General features: G+C 70.1%; 8 protein-coding genes and 2 pseudogenes. 9 read left to right on the forward strand and 1 reads right to left on the reverse strand.

Annotated features, from left to right (window positions below):
- Positions 1-86, forward strand: an 86-nt coding sequence (locus H7U32_RS11815) for an IS3 family transposase (protein ID WP_369122467.1), incomplete at its 5' end; no start/stop codon positions are given.
- A 157-nt stretch (positions 87-243) separates the two neighbouring features.
- Here H7U32_RS11815 and H7U32_RS08545 read toward each other — a convergent pair.
- Positions 244-870, reverse strand: coding sequence for a biotin transporter BioY (locus H7U32_RS08545; protein ID WP_204469654.1), 627 nt, complete (start codon positions 868-870; stop codon positions 244-246).
- Positions 871-1,164: 294 nt separating this feature from the next.
- Here H7U32_RS08545 and H7U32_RS08550 point away from each other — a divergent pair, with 294 nt between their 5' ends.
- The 8 genes and pseudogenes from H7U32_RS08550 to H7U32_RS08585 form a co-directional block, all read left to right on the forward strand.
- Positions 1,165-3,087, forward strand: a complete 1,923-nt coding sequence (locus H7U32_RS08550; RefSeq protein WP_204469655.1) for an acetyl/propionyl/methylcrotonyl-CoA carboxylase subunit alpha — start codon at positions 1,165-1,167, stop codon at positions 3,085-3,087.
- 125 nt (positions 3,088-3,212) lie between these two features.
- Positions 3,213-4,754, forward strand: a pseudogene (locus H7U32_RS08555) (acyl-CoA carboxylase subunit beta); the annotation flags it as partial.
- 37 nt (positions 4,755-4,791) lie between these two features.
- A complete protein-coding gene (locus H7U32_RS08560; RefSeq protein ID WP_204469657.1) occupies positions 4,792-14,484 on the forward strand; it encodes a type I polyketide synthase in 9,693 nt (3,230 codons plus the stop codon).
- A gap of 839 nt (positions 14,485-15,323) precedes the next feature.
- Entirely contained in the window at positions 15,324-15,842 is a 519-nt protein-coding gene (locus tag H7U32_RS08565) for a vWA domain-containing protein (RefSeq protein WP_440201452.1), read from the forward strand.
- A gap of 14 nt (positions 15,843-15,856) precedes the next feature.
- Positions 15,857-18,667, forward strand: a complete 2,811-nt coding sequence (locus H7U32_RS08570; RefSeq protein WP_204469659.1) for an Ig-like domain-containing protein — start codon at positions 15,857-15,859, stop codon at positions 18,665-18,667.
- Positions 18,668-18,915: 248 nt separating this feature from the next.
- Positions 18,916-19,467, forward strand: coding sequence for a holo-ACP synthase (locus tag H7U32_RS08575; RefSeq protein WP_204469660.1), 552 nt, complete (start codon positions 18,916-18,918; stop codon positions 19,465-19,467).
- 56 nt (positions 19,468-19,523) lie between these two features.
- Positions 19,524-20,636 carry a biotin--[acetyl-CoA-carboxylase] ligase gene (locus H7U32_RS08580; RefSeq protein ID WP_204469661.1) on the forward strand — a complete coding sequence of 371 codons (1,113 nt, stop codon included), beginning with the start codon at positions 19,524-19,526 and terminating at the stop codon, positions 20,634-20,636.
- A gap of 1,911 nt (positions 20,637-22,547) precedes the next feature.
- A pseudogene (locus H7U32_RS08585) lies at positions 22,548-23,105 on the forward strand (IS3 family transposase); the annotation flags it as partial.

The following is a 23,105-nucleotide window of genomic DNA, read 5'->3' on the forward strand; positions in this document are numbered from 1 at the left end:
GATGGAACCACGTGAGAAGACAGGTCAAGCTCGACGGCATGACCCCGGTGGAATACCGGGACCGAGCCCTGCAAAAGGCAGCCTGACCGCTATGACTTAACAAGTCCAACTTCCGGGACGCAGTTCAAACCGGATTACGTCATCCAAGCGCCCCAACGAACGGGAATAGTCCGCCCATGGCGCTGCGGAACGACTGCGCCCCGGCATCCACGCCGGGGCACAGCCGTCTTCAAGGGCTTGCGCTCAGCGCAGCTTGGCGAGGGCCGTGGCGGCGCCGGCCGCGACCAGGGCCTTGGCCATGTCGCCGACGATGAAGGCGGCGCTGGCGACGGCCACGGTCGTCAGCGGCAGGTGCAGCATCGCGGCCTGGATGCCGAAGCCGGTCGCGTATACGACGGCCACGCCGCCGATCAGCGCGGCCGCAAGGTTGCGCACGCCGGCCAACGCCGTCGCCACGGCGCCTGAGGCCTGGCGATGGCTGCGCAGCAGCGCGACCACCACCACGCCAGGCAGGAAGCCGAGCAGGAAGCCGGCGTCCGGGCCGACCAGCGCCATCGTGGACGTGCCGCCGGCGAACACCGGCAGGCCGGCCGCGCCGGCGGCCAGATACAGGGCGACCGAGGCGCCCGCCTGGCGCCACGGCATCATCATGCCGGCCATCATCACCACGAAGGTCTGCAGCGTGATCGGCGTGGGGATGCCCGGCACCGGGACGGCGCCGGCGGCCGTGGCCAGCCACAGCAGCACGGCGAACAGCACGGGGCGCCAGCTCGCGGCGGCGACGCGGCGCGCCAGGCCGGCGCCGGCCGCGACGGGCAGCGCGGCGGCCTCGCCGGTGCGGGAGGAACGACGGGGATCGGTGGTGTGCATGGGGACTCCTTCCCGAAGGATGCGATGGGTGGCGCGGACGGGCGCGGTGCCGGGGGGCTGCGTGGTGGACCTCCCTCGAAACCGCCGGGGGAGGGGGCCAAGCCGAGCTGGGATGGGCCGGACCAAGCCAAGCCAGACCAGACCGGGCCGGACGCCCCCCGCATCCGCCTGTCTTCCGCGAGCCTACCGCGCCCGGGTTGCGGAGCCGATTGTGGAAGCGCACAAAAGCGCACGCGGGATTTTGTAGACGCTTGTCTTGTGAACGTCAATTCCTTGCGGAACAATGGTGACATTATGGGGCATATTGTCAAGAAGATATTGATCGCCAACCGCGGCGAGATCGCCCTGCGCGTGGTGCGCACCGCGCGCGAGATGGGCATCGGCACGGTCGCAGTGTACGCCGAGCAGGACCGTGACTCCCAGTATGTGGACATGGCCGACGAGGCGTATCTGCTCTCCGGCGACACCTACAAGGACACCTACCTCAACGAGGACCTCATGCTGGAGATCCTGCGCCGCTCCGGCGCAGACGCCGTGCATCCGGGCTACGGCTTCCTCTCGGAGGTGCCGTCCTTCGCGCGGAAGGTGATCGCCGCCGGCGCCGCGTGGATAGGCCCGAAGCCGGAGGCGCTGGTGGACCTGGGCGACAAGATCACCGCCCGCCGCGTGGCCAAGGGCGCCGGTGTGCCGCCGGTGCCAGGCATCTCCGAGCCGGTCTCGGACATCCACGTGCTGCTCGACTTCGCGCATACGCACGGCTACCCGATCATGATGAAGCGCACCGATGGCGGCGGCGGCCACGGCATCACCGTGGTGCGCAATGACGACGAGCTGCGTGGCTTCTACCTCAACCACGACTCCCTGCAGGGCGGCGACCTCAAGGAGTACTTCGTGGAGCGCTTCGTGGACAAGGCCCGCCATGTGGAGACGCAGGCCGGCCGCGACTCCCACGGCAATTTCACCGTCTACTCGACGCGCGACTGCACCGTGCAGCGCCGCAACCAGAAGCTCGTCGAGGAGGCGCCCGCGCCCTTCCTGCCCAAGGACGTCCAGCTGCAGCTGGAGGGCTACTCGCGCAACCTCTTCGAGGCCGTGGACTACGTGGGCCTGGGCACCTGCGAGTTCATGGTCACCCCGCAGCACAAGGTCTACTTCCTGGAGGTCAACCCCCGCCTGCAGGTGGAGCACACCGTCTCTGAGCAGGTGAGCGGCCTGGACCTGGTGCGCGAGCAGATCGTCATCGCCGACGGCGGCACGCTCACCAAGGCCTCGGAGCCCCGCGGCCACGCCTTCGAGCTGCGCATCACCTGCGAGGACCCCGCCACCAACCTCACGCCGAGCTCCGGCACGCTCACCCGCGTGGAATGGCCCTCCGGCCCCGGCATCCGCGTCGATTCCGGCGTGGAGACCGGCGACACCGTCTCCCCGAAGTTCGATTCGATGATGGGCAAGCTCGTCGTCACCGCGCAGGACCGCGCCGCCGCCGTCGCGCGCGTGCGCCGCGCCCTGGCCGAGCTGCACATCGAGGGCGTGCCCACCCCGGCCAGCCTCTTCGAGCAGATCTTCAACGACGACGAGTTCACCGCCGAGCACGGCCATCCCTTCGACATCTCCACCAAGTGGCTGGAACGCAAGTACCTGAACCGCAAGCCGGGCTCCTCGGCCGCCGGCCAGCCGGCCTCCCTGGCCGGCGGCGACGCCGAGCCGAAGCAGACGCCGACCGAGAGCTTCGTCATCGAGATGAACGACCGTCGCGTCAAGCTCACGGTGCCGATGGACATTGTCGACTCCCTCACCGGTGGCGCCCGCGCCCGCGGCGCCAAGATGCCGACCCAGCCGTTGCGCGGCCAGGGGCTGCACCACGTGGGCGGCGCCCGCGAGGCCCAGGCCGCGGTGCCGGGCGTCATCGCCGCCCCGATGCAGGCCGTGGTCACCCGCATCAACGTGGCCGAGGGCCAGGAGGTCGCCAAGGGCGACCTGCTGGTGGTGCTCGAGTCGATGAAGATGGAGAACTACGTGTACGCGCCCACCGCCGGCACCGTCACCAAGGTGCTCGTCGGCCCCGGCGCGGGCGTCGAGGCCGGCGAGACGCTGGTCACGATGGACGTCAAGGGCGCCAGCAAACCCGGCGACGGCCACCGCGACGCCGACGGCGCCGCCGGCGCGGCCGGTGCGGCCGCCGCGGCCCCGCAGGCGAGCGAGGAGGCGTCCAAGTGACCGACATCATCTCCGCCCCGGCCATCCGCCAGGCCGTGGAACAGTCCGTGAAACAGGGCGTCAAGCATCTGGCCGACGTCCCCGGCGTCGTGGTCAAGGGCGACGGGGCCGTCGAGGACGGCCGCCAGCCGATCCGCGCCGCCGTCGCCCGGGCCGCCGAGCTGGCCCGCGACGCCGAGGAGCGCGCCGTCTCCCGCCAGCACGCCAAGGGCAAGCGCACCGCGCGCGAACGCCTCGACCTGCTCTTCGACGCCGGCTCCTTCATCGAGATCGGCCGCTTCGCCGGCGGCGACATCAACGGCGGCAAGGCCGGCGCGGCCGTCATCACCGGCTTCGGCGAGGTGTACGGGCGCAAGGTGGCCGTGTACGCCCAGGACTTCTCCGTCAACGGCGGCTCCCTGGGCCGCGCCGAGGGCGAGAAGGTCTGCCGCCTCATGGACCGCGCCCTCGACCTGAAGATCCCGATCGTGGCGCTCATCGACTCCGGCGGCGCGCGCATCCAGGAGGGCGTGGCCGCGCTGACCGAGTACGGCCATATCTTCCGCAAGACCTGCGAGGCCTCCGGCTTCGTGCCGCAGCTGAGCCTGATCCTGGGCCCTTGCGCCGGCGGCGCCGTGTACTGCCCGGCGCTGACGGACCTCATCATCATGACCCGCGAGAACTCCAACATGTTCGTCACCGGCCCCGACGTGGTCAAGGCCGCCACGGGCGAGACGATCAGCATGGAGGACCTCGGCGGCGGCACCGTGCACAACACGGTCTCCGGCGTGGCCCACTACCTGGGCGAGGACGAGGCCGACGCGATCGACTACGCGCGCACCGTGCTCGCGTACCTGCCGTCCAACTCGGACGAGAACCCGCCCGCCTTCGCCTACGCCGCCACCCGCGCCGACCGCGAGACCGCCAAGCGCCTGGCCACCATCGTGCCGGACAACGACCGCCAGCCCTACGACGTGCTCGATGTGATCCGCTGCATCCTCGACTATGGCGAGTTCGTGCAGGTGCAGGAGCTCTTCGCCCGCTCCGCCGTGGTCGGCTTCGGCTGCGTGGAGGGCCATCCGGTGGGCGTGGTGGCCAACCAGCCGAACGTGAACGCCGGCATCCTCGACGTGGACTCCTCCGAGAAGGTGGCCCGCTTCGTGCGTCTGTGCGACGCGTTCAACCTGCCCGTCATCACGCTGGTGGACACCCCCGGCTACAAGCCCGGCTCCGACCAGGAGCACGCCGGCATCATCCGCCGCGGCGCCAAGGTGATCTACGCCTACGCCAACGCGCAGGTGCCGCTCGTCACCGTGGTGCTGCGCAAGGCTTTCGGCGGCGCGTACATCGTGATGGGCTCCAAGGCCATCGGCGCGGACATGAACTTCGCCTGGCCCTCCTCCCAGATCGCGGTGCTCGGCGCCACCGGCGCGGTGAACATCATCCACCGCAAGGACCTGCAGAAGGAGAAGGAGGCCGGCCGCGACGTGGACGCGCTGCGCCGCAGGCTCGCCGACGACTACGAGAGGACGACCGTCAACGCCAACCTGTCGCTGGAGACCGGGCAGATCGACGCGATGATCGACCCCGAGCAGACCCGCCAGGCCATCGCCGAATCCCTCGCGATGCTCGCCAGCAAGCGCCGCGTGCGCCGCACGACGAAGCACCACGGCAACCAGCCCCTGTGATTTTTTAAGATTTCCACAACACAAGTAAGGAACACGAATGAGCGACACTAGCTTCTTCCTCAACCGCCTGAACAGCGAGCCGCATGCGCTCGCGTTCGCCGGCCAGTCCACCCCGTGGCCGGTCGCGCTCGCGGACCTCACCGGCGACCCGGGCCTCGAGACCGCGCTCAAGGAGCACGCGGCCGCGGCCTACCGCATGCTCACGCCGGTCAACGCCGACCTGCTCGCCACCACCGGCCGGCCGGTCGACCTCTTCGGCTTCGAGCCGAACCCGGCGCGCCTGGGCGAGGCGGCCGACGCCACCGCCTCCGTCGAGGGCATCGCCCTGACGCAGCTGGGCGCCCTGCTCGACCTGGCCAACCTGGGCTACGACGTGACCACGGCCAAGCCGATCGCCGTGCTCGGCCACTCCCAGGGCGTGCTCGCCGTGCACATGGTCAAGGTCATCGAGGAAGCGGGCTCCATCGAAGCCGCCCGCACCCAGATTGACGAGATCCTCGCCACCGCCGCCCTCATCGGCGCCGCCGGCACCCGCCGCGCCCGCGAGCTCGCGCTCAACCCCAAGCACGGCGAGGCCACCCCGATGCTCTCCGTGCGCGGCGCCACCAAGGCGCAGGTCGAGGCGCTGGCCGCCCGCGTGAGCAACCCGCGCGGCCCGATCGCCATCGCCGTGACCAACTCGGCGAGCCACCACGTGCTCTCCGGCTTCCCGGACGACCTCGCCTCCTTCGGTGTGGAGGTGGACAAGGAGCACGCCAAGCAGGCCAAGCTGCGCGAGGAGAAGGTGCGCGGCGGCGACGTGTTCGCCCCTGTGCTCGAGTACCTCGACGTGACGCTGCCGTTCCACTCCCCGCTCATGGCCGAGGGCGTCGACCAGACCGTCGAGTGGGCCAAGGCCTGCGGCTTCGACGCCGACCGCGTGCGCGAGCTCGCCGCCGAGGTGCTGTACAACCACGTCGACTGGTCCGCCCGCATCAAGCAGCTGCTGGCCGACGCCGACCCGGCGCAGACCTGGATTCTCGACCTGGGTCCCGGCTCCACGCTCGGCAAGCTCATCGGCAACCTCGTGCAGGGCACCGGCATCGGCGTCGTGGAGGCGGACACCATCGCCGCCCGCTCCGAGCTGTCCACGATGGACGAGACCCCGGCCCGCACCCAGAACTGGAAGGCCTTCGCCCCGCGCGTGGTGAAGACCCCGGCCGGCGAGAAGCTCGTCACCAAGTTCTCCCGCCTGACCGGCAAGCCGCCGGTGCTGCTGCCCGGCATGACCCCCACCACCGTGGACCCGGAGATCGTGGCCGCGGCCGCGAACGCCGGCTACTGGGCCGAGATGGCCGGCGGTGGCCAGGTGACCGCCGACGTGTTCGACCGCAACGTCGCCAAGCTCGAGACGCTGCTCGACGAGGGCCGCACCGTCGAGTTCAACGCGATGTTCATGGACCGCTACCTGTGGAACCTGCAGTTCGGCACCAGCCGCATCGTGCCGAAGAAGCGCCAGTCCGGCACCCCGATCGACGGCGTGGTCATCTCCGCCGGCGTGCCCGAGCTCGACGAGGCCGTGGAGCTCATCCACTCGCTGCAGGCCGACGGCATGCCGTACGTGACCTTCAAGCCCGGCACCGTGGACCAGATCCGCCAGGTGGTGCGTATCGCCAAGGCCGTGGCCCCCACCACGATCATGGTCCAGGTGGAGGGCGGCTCCGCCGGCGGCCACCACTCGTGGGAGTCGCTCGACGACCTGCTCATGAACACCTACGCCGAGGTGCGCGCGTGCAGCAACCTCGTGCTCGTCGCCGGCGGTGGCATCGGCACCCCGGACCGCGCCGCCGACTACCTGTCCGGCCAGTGGGCCCGCGTGTACGACCTGCCGGACATGCCGGTGGACGGCGTGCTCGTCGGCACCGCCGTGATGACCGCCAAGGAGGCCAAGACCAGCCCGCAGGTCAAGCAGCTGCTGGTCAAGACCAAGGGCATGCCCGCCCGCAGCGAGCACGCCGACCCCTTCGCCCCCGCCGGCGAGCAGTGGGTGCCCTCCGGCCAGCCGATGAAGGGCGGCGTCTCCTCCGGCCTGTCCCACCTGCACGCGGACATCTACGAGGTGGAGAACTCCTCCGCCGAGTGCGGCCGCCTGCTCGTGCGCGTGATGAAGCACCCGGAGGAGCTGCAGACTCGCCGCGAGGAGATCATCGAGGCCCTCAACAAGACCTCCCGCCCGTACTTCGGCGACCTCGACACGATGGCCTACCTTGAGTGGGCCGAGCGCTTCGCCGAGCTCAGCTTCCCGTGGGCGGACGAGACCTACGCCGACCGCTTCCTGCACCTGCTGCAGCGCATCGAGGCCCGCGTGCGCGACCAGGAGAGCGGCGAGTTCGCCTCGCTGTTCGCCTCCCGCGCCGACGTGGAGGCCGATCCCAAGGCCGCCATCGCCACGCTGCGCCAGGCCTACCCGGCCGTCGCCGAGCTCAAGGTGACCCCGGCCGACGTGGCCTGGTTCCCGACGCTGATCCACGAGTACCACAAGCCGATGCCCTTCGTGCCGCAGATCGACAACGACCTGTTGCGCTGGTGGGGTCAGGACCAGCTGTGGCAGTCCGAGGACGCCCGCTACTCCGCCGACTCCGTGCGCGTGATCCCCGGCCCGATCTCCGTGGCCGGCATCACCACCGTGGACGAGCCGGTGGCCGACATCCTCGGCCGCTTCGAAACCGTCGCCATCGAGCGCGCCAAGGCGCTTGCCGGCGCCCCCGAGACCGAGGAATACGCGGTGCTCGGCGACTCCGCGACCGCCGAGGAGTTCATCCGCAAGTCCCCGAACATCTCTTGGGTGGGCCACGTCACCGACAACCCGGCCTACGGCACCGCCGTCGGCGACCCGCATTACGAGATCCGCACCGTGGACGCCGCGGCCGGCGAGTACGACCTCGACATCCACCTCGACACCTTCTGGGACGACGACCCGGACGGCGGCGCCTCCAAGCACGCCGTGCGCGACATCGTCATCCCGCTGACCGTGCGCGAAAGCAACGACGGCGCGATGCCGGTCGTCAACCGCGCGCGCCTGATCCCCGACGTGTACGCGATGCTCGCGGCCACCGCCGGCATCGGCAACACCGCCATCACCGGCGACCAGCTCACCGCGATGCCGGAGGTGACCGGCGGCGTGGCTGACGCCCAGCACCGCTACGTCGGCTCCGCCGAAAACCACCCCCAGTCTGCTGCGCAGACAGCCCCCGCCAGCGGGGGCCAGAGCGAGGGCCTCCCGCTGGCGGGAGGTGGCGCGTCAGCGCCGGAGGGTGGTGCGGCGGCCTCCGCCGCTTCGGCGGACTGGCCGTTCGGCACTGCGCACGCGACCTACACGCTGTCCGCCAACCTCGGCTACGACCACGAGGCGGCCACCGGCGGCGCCCTGCCGGGCACGCTGCGCGCCTCGCGCATCGCCCCCGACGCGCTCGTCGGCCCCGCCTGGCCGGCCATCTACGCGGCGCTCGGCTCCGTGTATGTCAAGGGCTACCCGGTGATCGAGGGCCTGCTCAACGCGGTGCACCTCGACCACCTCATCGAGCTCGAGGAGACCGAGGACGAGCTACTCAAGCACGTCGGCGAGACGATCAGCCTCACCTCCTGGGCGGAGGATTACTTCGAGTCCGCTTCCGGCCGCGTGGTGACGATCCACCTGGAGCACCGCGCCGCCGACGGCACGCTGCTGGCCCGCGAGACCGAGCGCTTCGCGATCCGCGGCCGCGTCTACTCCGACGCGCTGCCGGCCGAGGCCCCCGACTACGGCGACTGGCTGGCCACCCACGGCGAGGCGATCGTCGCCAAGGAGACGATGTTCGCGTTCGACGGCAAGCCCGCCACCGACGAGCTCATCGACCCGACGCCGCGCCGCCTGCTGCGCCGCGTCAAGGTGCGCGCGCCGAAGGACATGACCGCCTTCGCCCGCACCTCCGGCGACTTCAACCCGATCCACACCTCCAAGCGCGGCGCCGCCATCTCCGGCCTGGCCGCCCCGCTCGTGCACGGCATGTGGCTGTCCGCCACCGCCCAGCACGCGGTGCAGGCGCTGGACGAGAAGGGCGCCCACTACGAGATCGCCGGCTGGACCTACAACATGTACGGCATGGTGCAGCTCGACGACGAGGTGGAGATCTCCGTCGAGCGCGTGGGCAAGGTGCGCCACGGCGGCATGGCCCTGGAGGTCACCTGCCGCATCGACGGCCAGCTCGTTTCCCGCGGCACCGCCGTCACGCTGGCGCCGAAGGCCGCGTTCGTCTACCCCGGCCAGGGCATCCAGAAGCAGGGCATGGAGCTCGACCAGCGCGCCAAGTCCGCCGTGGCCCGCGAGGTGTGGGAGCGCGCCGACCGCGTGACCCGCGAGCAGCTCGGCTTCTCGATCATCGCCGTCGTGCGCGATAACCCGAAGGAGCTCGTCGCCAACGGCGTGCGCTACTACCATCCGGACGGCCTGCTCAACCTCACGCAGTTCACACAGGTGGCGCTGGCCACCGTGGCCTTCGTGCAGACCGCGCGTCTGCGCGAGTCCGGCAGCGACGTGTGGCCCGCCGTGTTCGCCGGCCACTCGCTGGGCGAGTACAACGCGCTGAGCGCCTTCGCCGGCATCATTCCGCTGGAGACCGAGCTCGTGCTCGTGTTCCACCGCGGCTCGGCGATGGACTCCCTGGTGGAGCGCGACGAGAACGGCCGCACGAACTACCGCATGGGCGCGCTGCGCTCCAACCAGTTCGGCATCGGCGACGACGGCGTGACCGCGTACGTCGAGTCGATCGCGGAGCAGACCGGCGAGTTCCTGCAGATCGTCAACTACAACCTCTCCGGCTCGCAGTACGTGATCGCCGGCACCATCGCGGGCCTCAAGGCCCTGGGTGCCGACGCGGAGAAGCGCGCCAAGGAGGCGGGCGGCCGCAAGCCGTTCATGCTGCTGCCGGGCATCGACGTGCCGTTCCACTCGCGCATGCTGCGCAAGGGCGTGCCGGACTTCCGCGACAAGCTCGACGCGCTGCTGCCGCAGCACATCGACTACAGCCGTCTGGAGGGTCGCTATATTCCGAACCTGGTGGCCACGCCGTTCCAGATGACCAAGGAGTTCGCCGCCAAGATCCTCGAGGTGGTGCCCTCCGAGCGCATCAAGGCCGCGCTGGACGACCCGAAGGTGTGGGACTCCTATGCCGAGGACGACCAGAAGCTCGGCCGCCTGCTCCTGACGGAGCTGCTCTCCTGGCAGTTCGCCTCCCCGGTGCGCTGGATTGAGACGCAGAACCTCATGTTCACCTCCGCCGAGAAGGGCGGCCTGGGCGTCGAGGAGTGCGTGGAGGTCGGCCTGGGCAACTCGCCGACGCTGGCCAACATGGCCGCCAAGACGCTGCGCCTGCCCGAGTTCGCCGGCCGCGACGTGACCGTGTACAACGTGGGCCGCGACGAGGGCCGCGTGTACATGACCGACTCCGACCCGCTGGTGCAGGACGAGGAGTCGGAGGCCGAGGCCCCGGCCGCGGACCACCCCCAGTCTGCTGCGCAGACAGCCCCCGCCAGCGGGGGCCAGACCGCTGCGGCTCCCGCTGGCGGGAGCTCCCGCGCAGCGGGTGAGGGTGGTTCCGCCGGCTCGGCTCCCGCTGGCGGGGGCTCCCGCGCAGCGGGTGAGGGTGGTACGGCGGCGCCAGCCGCCGCTGCCCCGGCCGCCGGCGCCGTCTCCGGCACCTCCGTGGCGGACCTGCCCTACAAGGCCTCCGATGCGATCGGCACGCTGCTGGCTTACTCGGCCAAGGTGCGCCCCGACCAGATCGGCGCCAACGACACCACCGACACGCTGACCAACGGCGTGTCCTCGCGCCGCAACCAGCTGCTCATGGACATCAGCTCCGAGCTGGGCGTGGCCAGCGTGGACGGCGCCGCCGAGGCGAGCATCGACACGCTCAACGGCATCGTGAACAAGGTCGCCCCGAACTACAAGGCCTTCGGCCCGGTGCTCGGCGACATCGTGCGCGACCGCATCCGCGGCATCTTCGGCGCCGCCGGCGTCAAGGTCTCCGGCATCGAGAAGCGCGTCACCGACGTGTGGCAGCTCGGCGCCGGCTGGGCGTCCAACGTGGTCGCCGCCCTGGTGCTCGAGACCCGCGAGGGCGCCTCCTCGCGCGGTGGTGACCTCGCGTCCCTGCCCGTCGAGCCCGTCGCCTCCTCCGCCGCCGCGAACGACCTGATCGACGCGGCCGTGCAGAAGGTGGCCGCCGCCCACGGCGTGAACGTCGCCCTGCCGAGCGCCGGTGGCGCCGCCGGCGGCGCGGTCGTGGACTCCGCCGCCCTCGACGCCTTCGCCGAGCAGGTGACCGGCTCCAACGGCGTGCTCGCCGCCACCGCGCGCTTCGTGCTCGATAAGCTCGGCGTGGCCGCTCCGGCCCCTGCCGCCGGCGAGGACGAGAACGCCGCCGTGGTCGAGGCCGTGAACGCCGAGCTCGGCTCCGACTGGCCCAAGCAGGTCGAGCCGCGCTTCGACGCCGCCAAGGCCATCCTCTTCGACGACCGCTGGGCCTCCGCCCGCGAGGACCTGGCCGACGCCTTCTACAACGGCGCCGAGCTCAAGGGCAGCTTCGCCGGGCTGGGCAAGGCCGTGGCCGACGAGGCCGCGTGGTTCGCCGCCCGCACCGAGGACGCCGACCTCAAGGCCGCCTTCGGACGCATCGCCGACGAGGCGATGGCCGCCCCGGCCGGCGACGCCGTGCGCTTCGCGGGCGACGTGGCCGTCGTCACCGGCGTGAGCCCGAACTCCATCGCCGCGCAGGTGGTGGACGGCTTGCTGGCCGGCGGTGCCACCGTGATCGCCACCTCGCACAGCTTCCGCCCGTCGATCAAGGCGTGGGCCAAGCAGGCCTACCGCGAGCACGCGGCCGGCGACGCCCGCCTGTGGCTGGTGCCCGCCAACCTGTCGAGCTACCGCGACGTGGACGCGCTGGTCGCCTGGATCGGCAACGTGCAGAAGAAGACCACCGGCGCCACCACCACGATCCTCAAGCCCGCGTACGAGCCGACGCTGTTCTTCCCGTTCGCGGCCCCGCCGGTGCACGGCACGCTGGCCGACTCCGGCGAGCTGTTCGAGTCGCAGGCGCGCCTCATGCTCTGGGGCGTCGAGCGCGCGATTGTCGGCCTGTCCGCCATCGGCGCCGACACGAACGTGCAGCACAAGCTGCACGTCGTGCTCCCCGGCTCCCCGAACCGCGGCATCTTCGGCGGCGACGGCGCCTACGGCGAGGTCAAGAGCGCCTTCGACGCGATCGTCAACCGCGCCCGCGCCGAGAAGGTGTGGAGCGGCCGCGTCACCTTCGCCCACCCGAAGATCGGCTGGGTGCGCGGCACCGGCCTCATGGGCGGCAACGACCCGCTCGTCGAGGTCGTCGAGCGCCACGGCATCCACACGTACTCCACCGAGCAGATCGCGGCCCGGCTGCTCGACCTGTGCACGGCGGCGTCGCGCGCCGAGGCCGTCGAGCACCCGCTGGACGTCGACCTGACCGGCGGCCTGGGCAACGAGCCGATCGACATCAAGGCCCTCCGGGCCGAGGCGATGGCCGACGCCGAGCGCCAGGCCCAGTCCGCCGCTTCGGCTCCCGCTGGCGGGAGCTCCCGCGCAGCGGGTGAGGGTGGCTCGGCCAGCCTCCCGCTGGCGGGAGGTGACGCGTCAGCGTCGGAGGGTGGTTCCTCCGCCACGATGATCAAGGCGCTGCCGACGCCGCGTCCGCGCCGCCAGCCGGCCGTCGACCTGGCCGATTGGCAGGGCGTGACCGCCCGCCCGGAGGACGAGATCGTCATCGTCTCCGTCGGAGAGCTGGGCCCGTGGGGCTCCGGCCGCACCCGCTTCGAGGCGGAGCTGGGCATCCACTCCGACGGCACCGTGGACCTGTCCGCCGGCGCCGTGCTCGAACTCGCCTGGAATATGGGCCTGCTCACTTGGCAGGACTCCCCGAAGCCGGGCTGGTACGACACGGACGGCAACCTCGTGCCCGAGGAGGACATAGCCGAGCGCTACCACGACGAGGTCGTGGCCCGCTCCGGCATCCGTCCCTTCGAGGAGGGCATGGGCGCCGACTACAAGGACGGCGCCGACGAGGAGGAGGCCGAGGTGTTCCTCGACCACGACGTCACTTTCTCTGTGCCCACCGAGGACGTGGCCCGCGAGTACGTCAAGTACGACGAGGCGCACACCACCGTCGCCCCGGACGTCGAGTCCGGCGAGTGGACCGTCACCCGCCACGCGGGCGCGATGATCCGCGTGCCGCGCCGCGCCACGATGACCCGCACCGTCGGCGGCCAGTTCCCGAAGGGCTTCGACCCGGTCAAGTGGGGCATCCCCGCCTCGATGGTCGGCGACGTGGACCCGATCGCGCTGTGGAACATCGTCACCACGGTGGACGCCTACCTCTCCGCCGGCTTCACGCCGACCGAGGTGCTGCAGGCCATCCACCCGTCGATGGTCGCCAGCACGCAGGGCACCGGCTTCGGCGGCATGCACTCGATGCGTAAGCTGTACCTCGACCGCTTCCTCAACCACGAGATCCCGACCGACATCCTGCAGGAGGCCCTGCCGAACGTCGTGGCCGCGCATGTGATGCAGAGCTACATCGGCGGCTACGGCAACATGATCCAGCCGGTCTCCGCCTGCGCCACCGCCGCGGTGTCGCTGGAGGAGGGCTTCGACAAGATCGCCCTGGGCAAGGCCGACTTCGTGGTCACCGGCGCGATCGACGACATCGGCGTGGAGTCCGTGATCGGCTTCGGCAACATGAACGCCACCGCCAACTCCGGCGAGATGTACGCCAAGGGCATCGACGCGCGCTTCTTCTCGCGTGCGAACGACCGTCGCCGCGGCGGCTTCCTGGAGGCCCAGGGCGGCGGCACGATCCTGCTGACGCGCGGTGACATCGCGCTGAAGATGGGTCTGCCGGTGGCCGGCGTGGTCGGCTTCATCCACTCGTACGCGGACGGCGCGCACACCTCGATTCCGGCCCCGGGCCTGGGTGCCCTGGCCGCCGGCCTGGGCGGGCGCGACTCGAAGCTGGTCAAGGACCTGGCCGCGCTCGGCGTGACCCCGGACGACATCGCCGTGGTCTCCAAGCACGACACGTCCACCAACGCGAACGACCCGAACGAGTCCGAGCTGCACAACACGCTGGCGCACGCCATCGGCCGCACCGACGGCAACCCGCTGTTCGTGATTTCGCAGAAGACCGTGACCGGCCACGCGAAGGGCGGCGCCGCGATCTTCCAGGTCAACGGCCTGACGCAGCTGTTCGCCTCCGGGGTGATCCCGGCCAACGCGGCGCTCGACTGCGTGGATCCGAAGCTCCGCCGCGACGACCACATGGTCTGGCTCAAGCGGCCGCTGCATGTCGGCGTCGTCAAGGCCGGCCTGGCCACCTCGCTCGGCTTCGGCCATGTGAGCGGCTTCGTGGCGATCGTCAACCCGGGCGCCTTCGAGGCTTCCGTGGCCCACACCGCTGGTGAGGACGCCCTGGAGGCGTGGCGCGAGCGCGCGAACGCCCGCCTCGAGGCCGGCCAGCGCCGCTTCGAGGAAGGCATGATGGGCCGCGCTCCGCTGTACGAGCCGATCGACAACCGCCGCTTCCACGAGGACAGCAAGACCTACGACGCCCACGAGGTGGAGAAGGCCATGCTGCTCGACCCGAACGCCCGCCTGGGCAAGGACGGCTACTTCGAGGCCTGATCCCCGAGGCTGAGCCCCGGGGCTGATCTTCGGGGCTGAACCACTGACGAGCCGCCGGACCGCGTGTCCGGCGGCTCGTCGCGTTGTGGCGGGGGTGGCGGGGTATGGCGGTGTGAGCAAGGTCACGGGCGCATGGTGTGGCGCATGGCGTGGCTGGTTGTGCGAGGCGGATAGCATATTACCTTCGACTGGGCAAGTCGGCACAGGTCGATGTCCACGTCAGCATAAGGCGCATCGCGGGTGGTTCCGCGGTGGTAAGAGCATGGCCTTGTCCCAATGGCTGGTGGCTGGCCCGGCATTCTCCACGACATTCAGATGATGCGATGCCTTCGGGGGAATCCGTGGTCACCCGGCGTTTGCATGGGGGGCTTCGATGATTGCGATGAGGATGGATGATGGCGCATATGCGACGACACGACGGACCCGGCCTCGGCACGCGCCTGATGGGCGCGCTGGCAGCCGTCGTCACGTTGGCAGCGGCGATGGTCGCGCCCGGCACCGCGCTGGCTGATACCGGCGCGGAGGGGGTGCCGCGACCGTGGCCGCTGCCGCCGCGTCGCGCCAGGTGCAGCATCTGGCCGATGCGGACACCCGCGACACCTACGACAGCGTCAAGGGCGTGAGCCATAAGTATTCGACGCAGTTCAACGGCCGCATCTGGACCGACAAGACGGTGAGCGACAAGGGGTTGGAGTTCACCAATCCCGAAAACAGCGGCAGTACGGTCGCCACGTACAGCATCGATGCCGACGAGGATTTCCTCACCACCTATTCCGCCCTGGCCACATCCACGCTGGAGATCGGCAGCCTGAGCACCCCCCACCGACACGGTGCTGATCATGGACCTGTCCCCGATGAGCAATTCGGACAGCGGCAAGCTCCAGTCCCTGCTCGAGGCGATGACCGCGACGATCAATCAGCTGATGGGGACGAGCAAGAACAACCGCGTCGCCCTGATTGGCTATTCCAACACCGCCGTGACGCTGCTGCCGCTCGCCCACTACAAGCCGGGGTCGGTGACGATGCGCGCGCAGCGGCTGAAGTTCACAAGCTTCTACAAGGAGGGAACCGACCCTCATAACGAAGAGAACTCTTGCGACAAGATGGACCTGAACCCGGCGGACGGCGGAGTGAAGTGCCTGCCGAACCAGCTGCCGGGGTCCAAAGGGCTGGCTCTGGATTTCGACAAAGACAAGAATGCCGTTCCCAGCCAGGAGGCGTGGCCGGCCCGCGTCTTCGTCTCGTACCAAGCGGGCGACAACGCCGTGCCGACGCCCGAGGGCAGCCAGGCGGCCGCGACGCAGACGTTGAGCAACGGGACCACGACGACCTCGTTCGATGTCGCCGGCCTGCGCTGAGTCTACCGCCGGCGATGATCCTCATGAGCGAGGGCGACCCCAAGATCGCCAGCGTCCACATCACCAAGCCGGAGAAGAACAGCGCCGACCCCGTGTACAACGAGAACCGGGCCCCGGACTATGAGGCAGGGTGGAACAACGGGGAATGCTCTGCTTTTGACGTCGCCGTTGCCCGCAAGGAATGCGGTTCCGATGAGGGCAATCCCATCATCCAGAAGCACGAGTACAAGCGTGATCTCAAGAACGGCAAGGAACAGGTGATGTCCGATTGGTGGCGCGAGGCCCAGGCCTTCGCCACGATGATGACCATCGCGTATTGCAAGAAGCAGGTCTCCGCGGCCTACAGCAAGGATGCCGATGCCCCCGCCCCAGCCAAGGCGAAGGACCCGTCCTCCCCGGATTCGCCGTCCCAGGACTATGCGCTCCAGCTCTTCACGGTGGGTGTGCTGCCGGAGACGGCCAACAGCCCGGTGCTCGCCCGCATCGTGCTGAATCCGAACCGCCTGAACGAGACATACGCGAACGAGCATCCGTTCCCCAACGACCACACGGGGCAGAGCCAGAGCGCGTTCGATGTGAAATTCCAAGGGTATGCCAAGTCCTTCACCACGGGGGCCGGATCGGCCGCAGTGGGGGATGGGTGGTTCACCCACACCATCAAGAACGAGGATTCCTCCGGCCAGCAGGCGCTGACCTGGGAGGACCTCTTCTTCGTGGAACCGGACCAGTACCAAGTCATCGAGAAGGATACGAGCGGCAAGCTCGACTGGGACGTGATCCTGGACTCCATCGCCGGCACCATCACGAACACGAAGCCCAAGGTGCCGACGAAGGTGACCGGCGGCGACTCGACCACCTCCGGCTACATCACCTACACCGATCCAATCGGCCGGTACATGGAGATCAAACGCGTCAAGGGCATCATCTTCAACGGGCAGTCGTTTGAACCGACCCCGCCCGCCGGCACGTCCGACGATGCGGACGTTGAGGCCAGGCGCGAGGCCGCCATGAGAGGCTCCGTCAGCAAGGACGACAAGGGCAACACGGTCCACACCTGGACGTTCTCGGGAGAGGTGAAGAACGACCTCTACCCGGAGACGCACCTGGACGACCTCAAGATCAGCGCCACCACGGACAAGAACGGCAACCAGACCCTGAAGGTCCTCATCCCCGCGACCCTCATCCCCGTGCGCTACAACAAGCTCACCTTCGACGAGAACGGCAAATGCATCGGCAATGTCGTCGGCAACCAGGACAACAACATGCTGCCGATCCGCCTCATCTACTCGACCGGCATGCAGGACGGCATCCTGGTCGACTGCCCCGGCGAGGACAAGGATGCGACCACGCGCTGCGTGGACGCGTCCAAGATTGATCCCAACTATCTCACGGAGGTCGGGGGCCGGCATGCCGGGGACAGCGGCATGATCGGCTTCGACAGCAACGTCTTCAGCAATCAGACACGCAACCATCTGGGGCACAACGCGATCAGCGTGGGCGATGCCACGTCGACGTTCACCCCCGCCGAAACCGACCCGTTCTATTACCTGCAGCAGGACACGGTGATCTACACCGCCAAGAATCCGGGCGACATCACGGCGAACACCCCTGAATCGAGGCTGGACAAGTTGACCGCGGAGCAGGACTTCGACCCGGTCCAGACCCTCGACTTCGACGACTCGACGACCTACTGGATCAGTGTGCCGTACTGGGACCACGAGGACCACAACGAGGACAGCACCTCCAAGCTGACCAGGCAGTTCCCGGGCTGGCTGTCGATGTCAGGCAGCGAGCTCAACGCCTACATGGAGGACCATGTCGACACGCTGACCGTCAGGGACGGCAAGGCCACGATGCTCAAGGGCGCGATCCGCGTGTGGAACATGCACCGGCTGGAGCTCCCCAAAGCAGCGGGCGGGAACGACACCGGCACGGCGGCCATGAACCGGTTCTCCGAGCATCACCATCAGAACGACAGCGGCTACGAGGGAGCCGAAGTCGCGCAGCCCAAGCAATCGGGCGAGCATTTCGCCCAGTATCTTGGCAACAACGGCACGGCCATCTATCCGACGAGCACGGATCTCGTCGTCGCCAAGCGTGTCGTCGGCGCCGACGGCACGGACATAACCCCGTCCAACGCCACCTTCCACTTCCGCATCACCACCGGCGGGCAGGAATCCGGCGGTGGAAACAGCCAGACCAAGTCTGGCGACGTCTCCGGCACCGGGGACGGTCAGGACCAGTCCGGTGGTACCCCCTTCGCCACGGCGGACGGCAAGGCCACCGGCACCATCACGGCGACCCTCGAGGACCCGCAGGGGAACCCGGTGACCACCGTCGATGGAAAGCCGGTCACGCAGAAGGTGACGTTCGATAAGAACGGCACGGCCATCGTCTCGCTCAAGGCTGGGCAGGCGCTGCGCATCCCCTGCCTGTACGGCGTCACCTACACGGTCCGGGAGATCTCCGAATCCGGGCACGAGTTACCCGGTGGCTATATCTTCGGCAACACCACGCTGACCGTCGCCGGGAAAGACGCGGAACAACAGGACACTCAGACCGCCAAGGCTGCGGCGGACGCGTCGCCGGACCCCGGCACGACCCAGACCACGGACGAGTTCGAGGATGCGCTCGGCGGGACCATCGGCCTGTACGACCAGACCGTGACCGTCGCCAACCGGTTCATCGGCGTGTCGCACCTGCCGCTCACCGGTGGCGGCGCGACCGGGCGCATCCTGCTCATCGCGGGCCTGGGCGCGCTGCTGCTTGCCGGCGCTGCCGCGCTACTGGCGAAGCAGCGTCGGAATCGTCACCATCTGGCCTAGCCCGGGTGGCATAGTCCGGGTGGGGTCTAGTCCGGGTGGGCAGCCCGGTCGGGTGGCCTAGTCCGGGCCACCATGGCCTCCTCACACGGCAAACCGTACTCTTACAGCGCGTAAGCGTACGGTTTGCCGCACTCCTACGGTCCTCATGCGGCGAACCGTACTCTTGCGGCTTGTGAGCGTACGGTTTGCCGCATGGACTTCACGCGTTTGCGGCCCGCGCCGGCCCGCGCACCCATACCATGGCAGGTATGGGCATTCTGGGACTGGGGCATGACGTGGTCGACGTCGCGGCATTCACCGCGCAGCTGACCGAACCTGGCACGCGCATGCGCGGCCTATTCTCCGTGCGCGAGCTGCGGCAGGCCACGGCCCGCGCGCAGGCCAAGCACGACGGCGAGGCCGTGCATCTGGCCGCCAAATGGGCCGGCAAGGAGGCCACGCTCAAAGCCTGGGAGGCCGCGCTTGGCGACCTGCCTAGCCCCTACACGCTCGACGACTTCCCCTGGAGCCGCATCGAGATTCTCGACGACAGTCGCGGCCGCCCGCACATCCGCCTCGCCAACGACGTGACCCGCACTTTGCTCGCCTCCCTGCCGCAGTACGGCCCGGCGGCCGCCGGCGCGCCCCCTGCCGCCGGTCCCGTCAGTCCCGTCGGCCCCGCCGCCATCTCCCCGGCGGCCGCCCTGCGCGCCGCCCGGCCGTCGCCGCCCGCGGCCTCCGCCTCGCGCGCGCCCAGCTGGCAGGTCTCCCTGAGCCACGACGGACCGGTCGCCTCCGCCGTCGTGATCCTGGCCGACTGACGCCCGCGTACAATGACCGCGGAATCCTGACGGCACACGGACGGGGAGGGCTGGATATGGCGACGATGGGAACGCCCGCGCCGCGGCTGCCGCGCACGCAGCGGGCGGCGGCGCGCGTGGTCGCGGTGGCGGAGACGCCGTCGACGAACGCCTTGGCGCAGCGGATGACGATGGACGGAAGCCTGCGCGTGACGGCCGGCGAGGTCGCGGTGGTGTCGACCGGCCGGCAGACCGCCGGCCGCGGCCGCCTCGACCACACGTGGGTGAGCCGACCGGGGGAGTCGTTCACGATGTCGTTCGTGACGGCGGTGCCGCAGGCGGTGCTCGCCGATGAGTCGGTGAATGGGTGGATTCAGATGCTCGCCGGGCTGGCCGCGCTCGACGGCATCGAGGAGGCACTCGCCGGCGGCGGCGCGCGGTGGCGCGGCGGCGTGAGCCCGCTCGCGCTTAAATGGCCGAATGACGTGTTCGCCGACGGACGCAAGCTCGGCGGCATCCTGTGCCAGGCCTGCTTCCCGGGGGCGGATGTGATCGGCAGCGCCGACGAGACGGACGGGGCGAATGCGGCGGACGGATCGGATACGGCCAGCGAGGCGGATGTGGCCAGCGAGGCGGATGCGGCCGGCGGGGCTGGCGTGGCGGTCACTGCGGACGGATCGGATGACAGGAACTGCGATAGCGCGATGGCTGCGGGCGGTCCCAGGAGCGACAATGGGACAATCGCTGCGGGCGGACCCGGGAACGGGCGCGGCTCCGCCGGCCGGGATACCGTCGTGGTCGTCGGCATCGGACTCAATTTGCGTGTGCCGGCCGACCGTGTGCCCGGCGGCGTCGCGACCTCGCTGCACCTGCTGGCCGACGGATTGCCCGGGGCTGACGAGCTGGTCGATCGCATCGCCGCGGGCATCGTCGCCTCGCTCGGCCGGCGACTGGCGGAGTTCCTGGCCGACCCGCGTGATGCGGCTGTGCGGCTGCGTGGCGAGGTGACGCCGCGGTGCTGGACACTTGGCCGTCGCGCCGTCGCCCATTACCTGGATGGTTCCGAACTGGAGGGAACGGCGGTGGCTCTCAACGCGGATGCCTCGCTCACCCTGCGCGTCGCCGACGGTGCCGGCCACGAGACCGAGCGTGTGGTGCGCACCGCCGACGTCGGTGTGCTGCCGCAGTGAGCCGGCGCGCGTCCCCCGCGTGCCACGCCCCGCGTATGTCCCGCGAGCATCCCGCGCGTACGGTTTGACGCATAGGCATGGTCTCAGTGCGGCGAACCGTACTCTTACTGGTGCTCACAGTATGGTTTGCCGTAGTCTCATGGTCCCCGTGCGGCGAACCGTACTCTTGCGGCGCGTGAGCGTACGTTTTGCCGCACTCCTACGGTCCTCATGCGGCGAACCGTACTGTGAGCGGCGCTGAGCGTACGGTTTGCCGTATGGGCACTGTTTCAGTGCGGCGAACCGTACTCTTACTGGCACTCACAGTATGGTTTGCCGTATAGGGAGGCTGCGTGGCGACGGACGGCATGGGCGGGCGTACGAGGTGCCTCATTTGAAAGTGGGTGCGGAACCGGGAGTGGTGCCTTGCGTGGGGTGGGCGCGGAATCCTGGTCGGTGTCGGCTGGGGTTTTGTTGTTGTCTTCCGGTCGGGCGCCCGCGATGCGTGCGGGTGTCCTGTTCGAGTATGGCGTGTCGGGGCCGGCGCGCTGCTCGAGGCGTCGGGTGCGTGGGGCGGCCATGGTCTCGGGCTGGTCCTGGATGGCGTGGGTGCGGCGGACGGGCTCGGCCGGGTTCGTCTCGGCGGTCAGGCGTTCGATGCGTTCGCGTCGTTCGGCCGGGATGTATCCGGGTCCGCCGGCGGCCCGGTCCTGTTCGTCGGACCTTGCGGGCCGCCGCCATGGGGTCATGGGCCGGTCGTGGACGCGTCTGGGGCGTCCGTCGCGGGTGCCGGGGCGTCCCACGGGTCTCTTGGACGGGGTGAACGGGTTGGCCTTGACGCTCACGGGCCGCCACGGCTCGTTCAACAGGTCGGGTTCGGCGAGTTCGCGCCGGCGGTCGGAACGCGTGCTCGCGCACGGCGTGGTTGTCGCGGGGCTCGGCGGTGGCCTGGCCGTTCTTCCTGTGGGGACGGCCGCGGGTCCGCTGGGTGTCGGGCCGCCGGAGGTGGCCGATGGAGTCCGCGTCGACGGACTCGCCGCCGTTGTCGTTGTCGTGGGAGCGGATCGGGAACGGGATCCTCTCCTCGATCCTCTCCTCGGCCTGGGAGAGGTCGCGGTACGCGTTGTTGCGGGCGGACGCGTTCCCGGCCCGTCCGGTGGCGAAGTCGGCCACGGCCGGGGTGCGGCGGGACCCGCCCTTGGGACTGGGGCCGCAGCGGGCGACGGTGTCGGCCTCCACGTTGCCGGGCAGGCCGTCCGGCTCGTCGCCGGCCTTCCTGATCGTGATCGAGTCGCGCGACGGCTCGCCGGCCGGACGCGTGGCCGCCGACCCCCTGGGGCGGGCGGCGTCGCGCGCCGGCCTGAGGCACCGGTCGATCGTCGAGGCGCCCATCGCCATAAGCCCCCCCGAGCGCGTGTCCGTCCCACTCGTCCGGCTGCCCGTGCCCGCGCGGCACGGGCAGCCACTGCGGCGGCATCGCCTTGGGATACCTGCCGCACGGCATGTCCGTCAACACCCGCACCCGCACCGGCGGCTCGCGCGACTGGCCCGGATACCGGCGCGGCCGCTCCCGCGCCGCCGGCGCCGCGTCGTTCCCATGCCGCCCGGCCTGGGCGAGCAGGCGCCTGGCCGTGCCCCCGCCCACCCCGGGCGTCTCGCGCATCCTGTCCAGGATGACGCCCTTCCGCTTCTTCGACGCCCTCACATACTCGTCCCTGAACCTGAGGGCGACCTGCCGCTTCGTCGCCATGGTGGTCCCGTCTTCCATACGACCAGCCGAACAGACCGACCCGGTTTCACGCTCACCCCCCGATGAGACACGGGGGTGTGGACGAAAGGTTGGACGCGTGGGTGTCTGGATTGGAGTCCGATAGGTATGGCGAGGAGCAGCCTCGCGGGGCGGTCGATCTGTATTTCCGGGATGGCGTGTCGTTGAGGAGGACGATCGCGGTGCCGGGCCATCCGTCCGAGGCGGGGCTGGCGAACTGGGTGTCCCGCGGTCCGCGGTATTCCGGGAGGCGGCGTGTGCCGTATACGCTTGATGCCAGGGCGGGGGCCGCCAGGCGCGTGATCGCCGGGGAGAGCCGCGCCGCCGTCGCCGGGGACGCCGGCTGCTCGCCGACGGGCGCGGGGAGGTGGGCCGAGGCGTTCGAGGGGGAAGGAATCGGCGGGCTCATGGCGAGGGAGCGCGACGTCCGCGTCGCTCGGCCGGACGACGGCTGCGACGATCCGGCCGAGCCGAGGCGGAGGATGGCGGAGCTGCGTCTGGAGAACGCGGTGACGAGGGAGACCATCGGCATTCCAAAGGCCGGCGACCCGCGTCCCGTCCCGGAGGGGCCGGCGAACCGGGAGAAGACGCGGGCCGTGGAACGGGTCAGGGGCGGGTCCGGTCTCGCCGCCGCCCCCGGCGCGGCGGGTCCCGGGCGCGGCGCCTACCACTGCCAGCGCGCGGCCATGGAGGCCGGCGGCAGGCATGCCGTCCCGCGCGGA

Origin of the sequence: Bifidobacterium pullorum subsp. saeculare, assembly GCF_016899725.1 — a bacterium.
Taxonomy (GTDB): domain Bacteria; phylum Actinomycetota; class Actinomycetes; order Actinomycetales; family Bifidobacteriaceae; genus Bifidobacterium; species Bifidobacterium pullorum_C.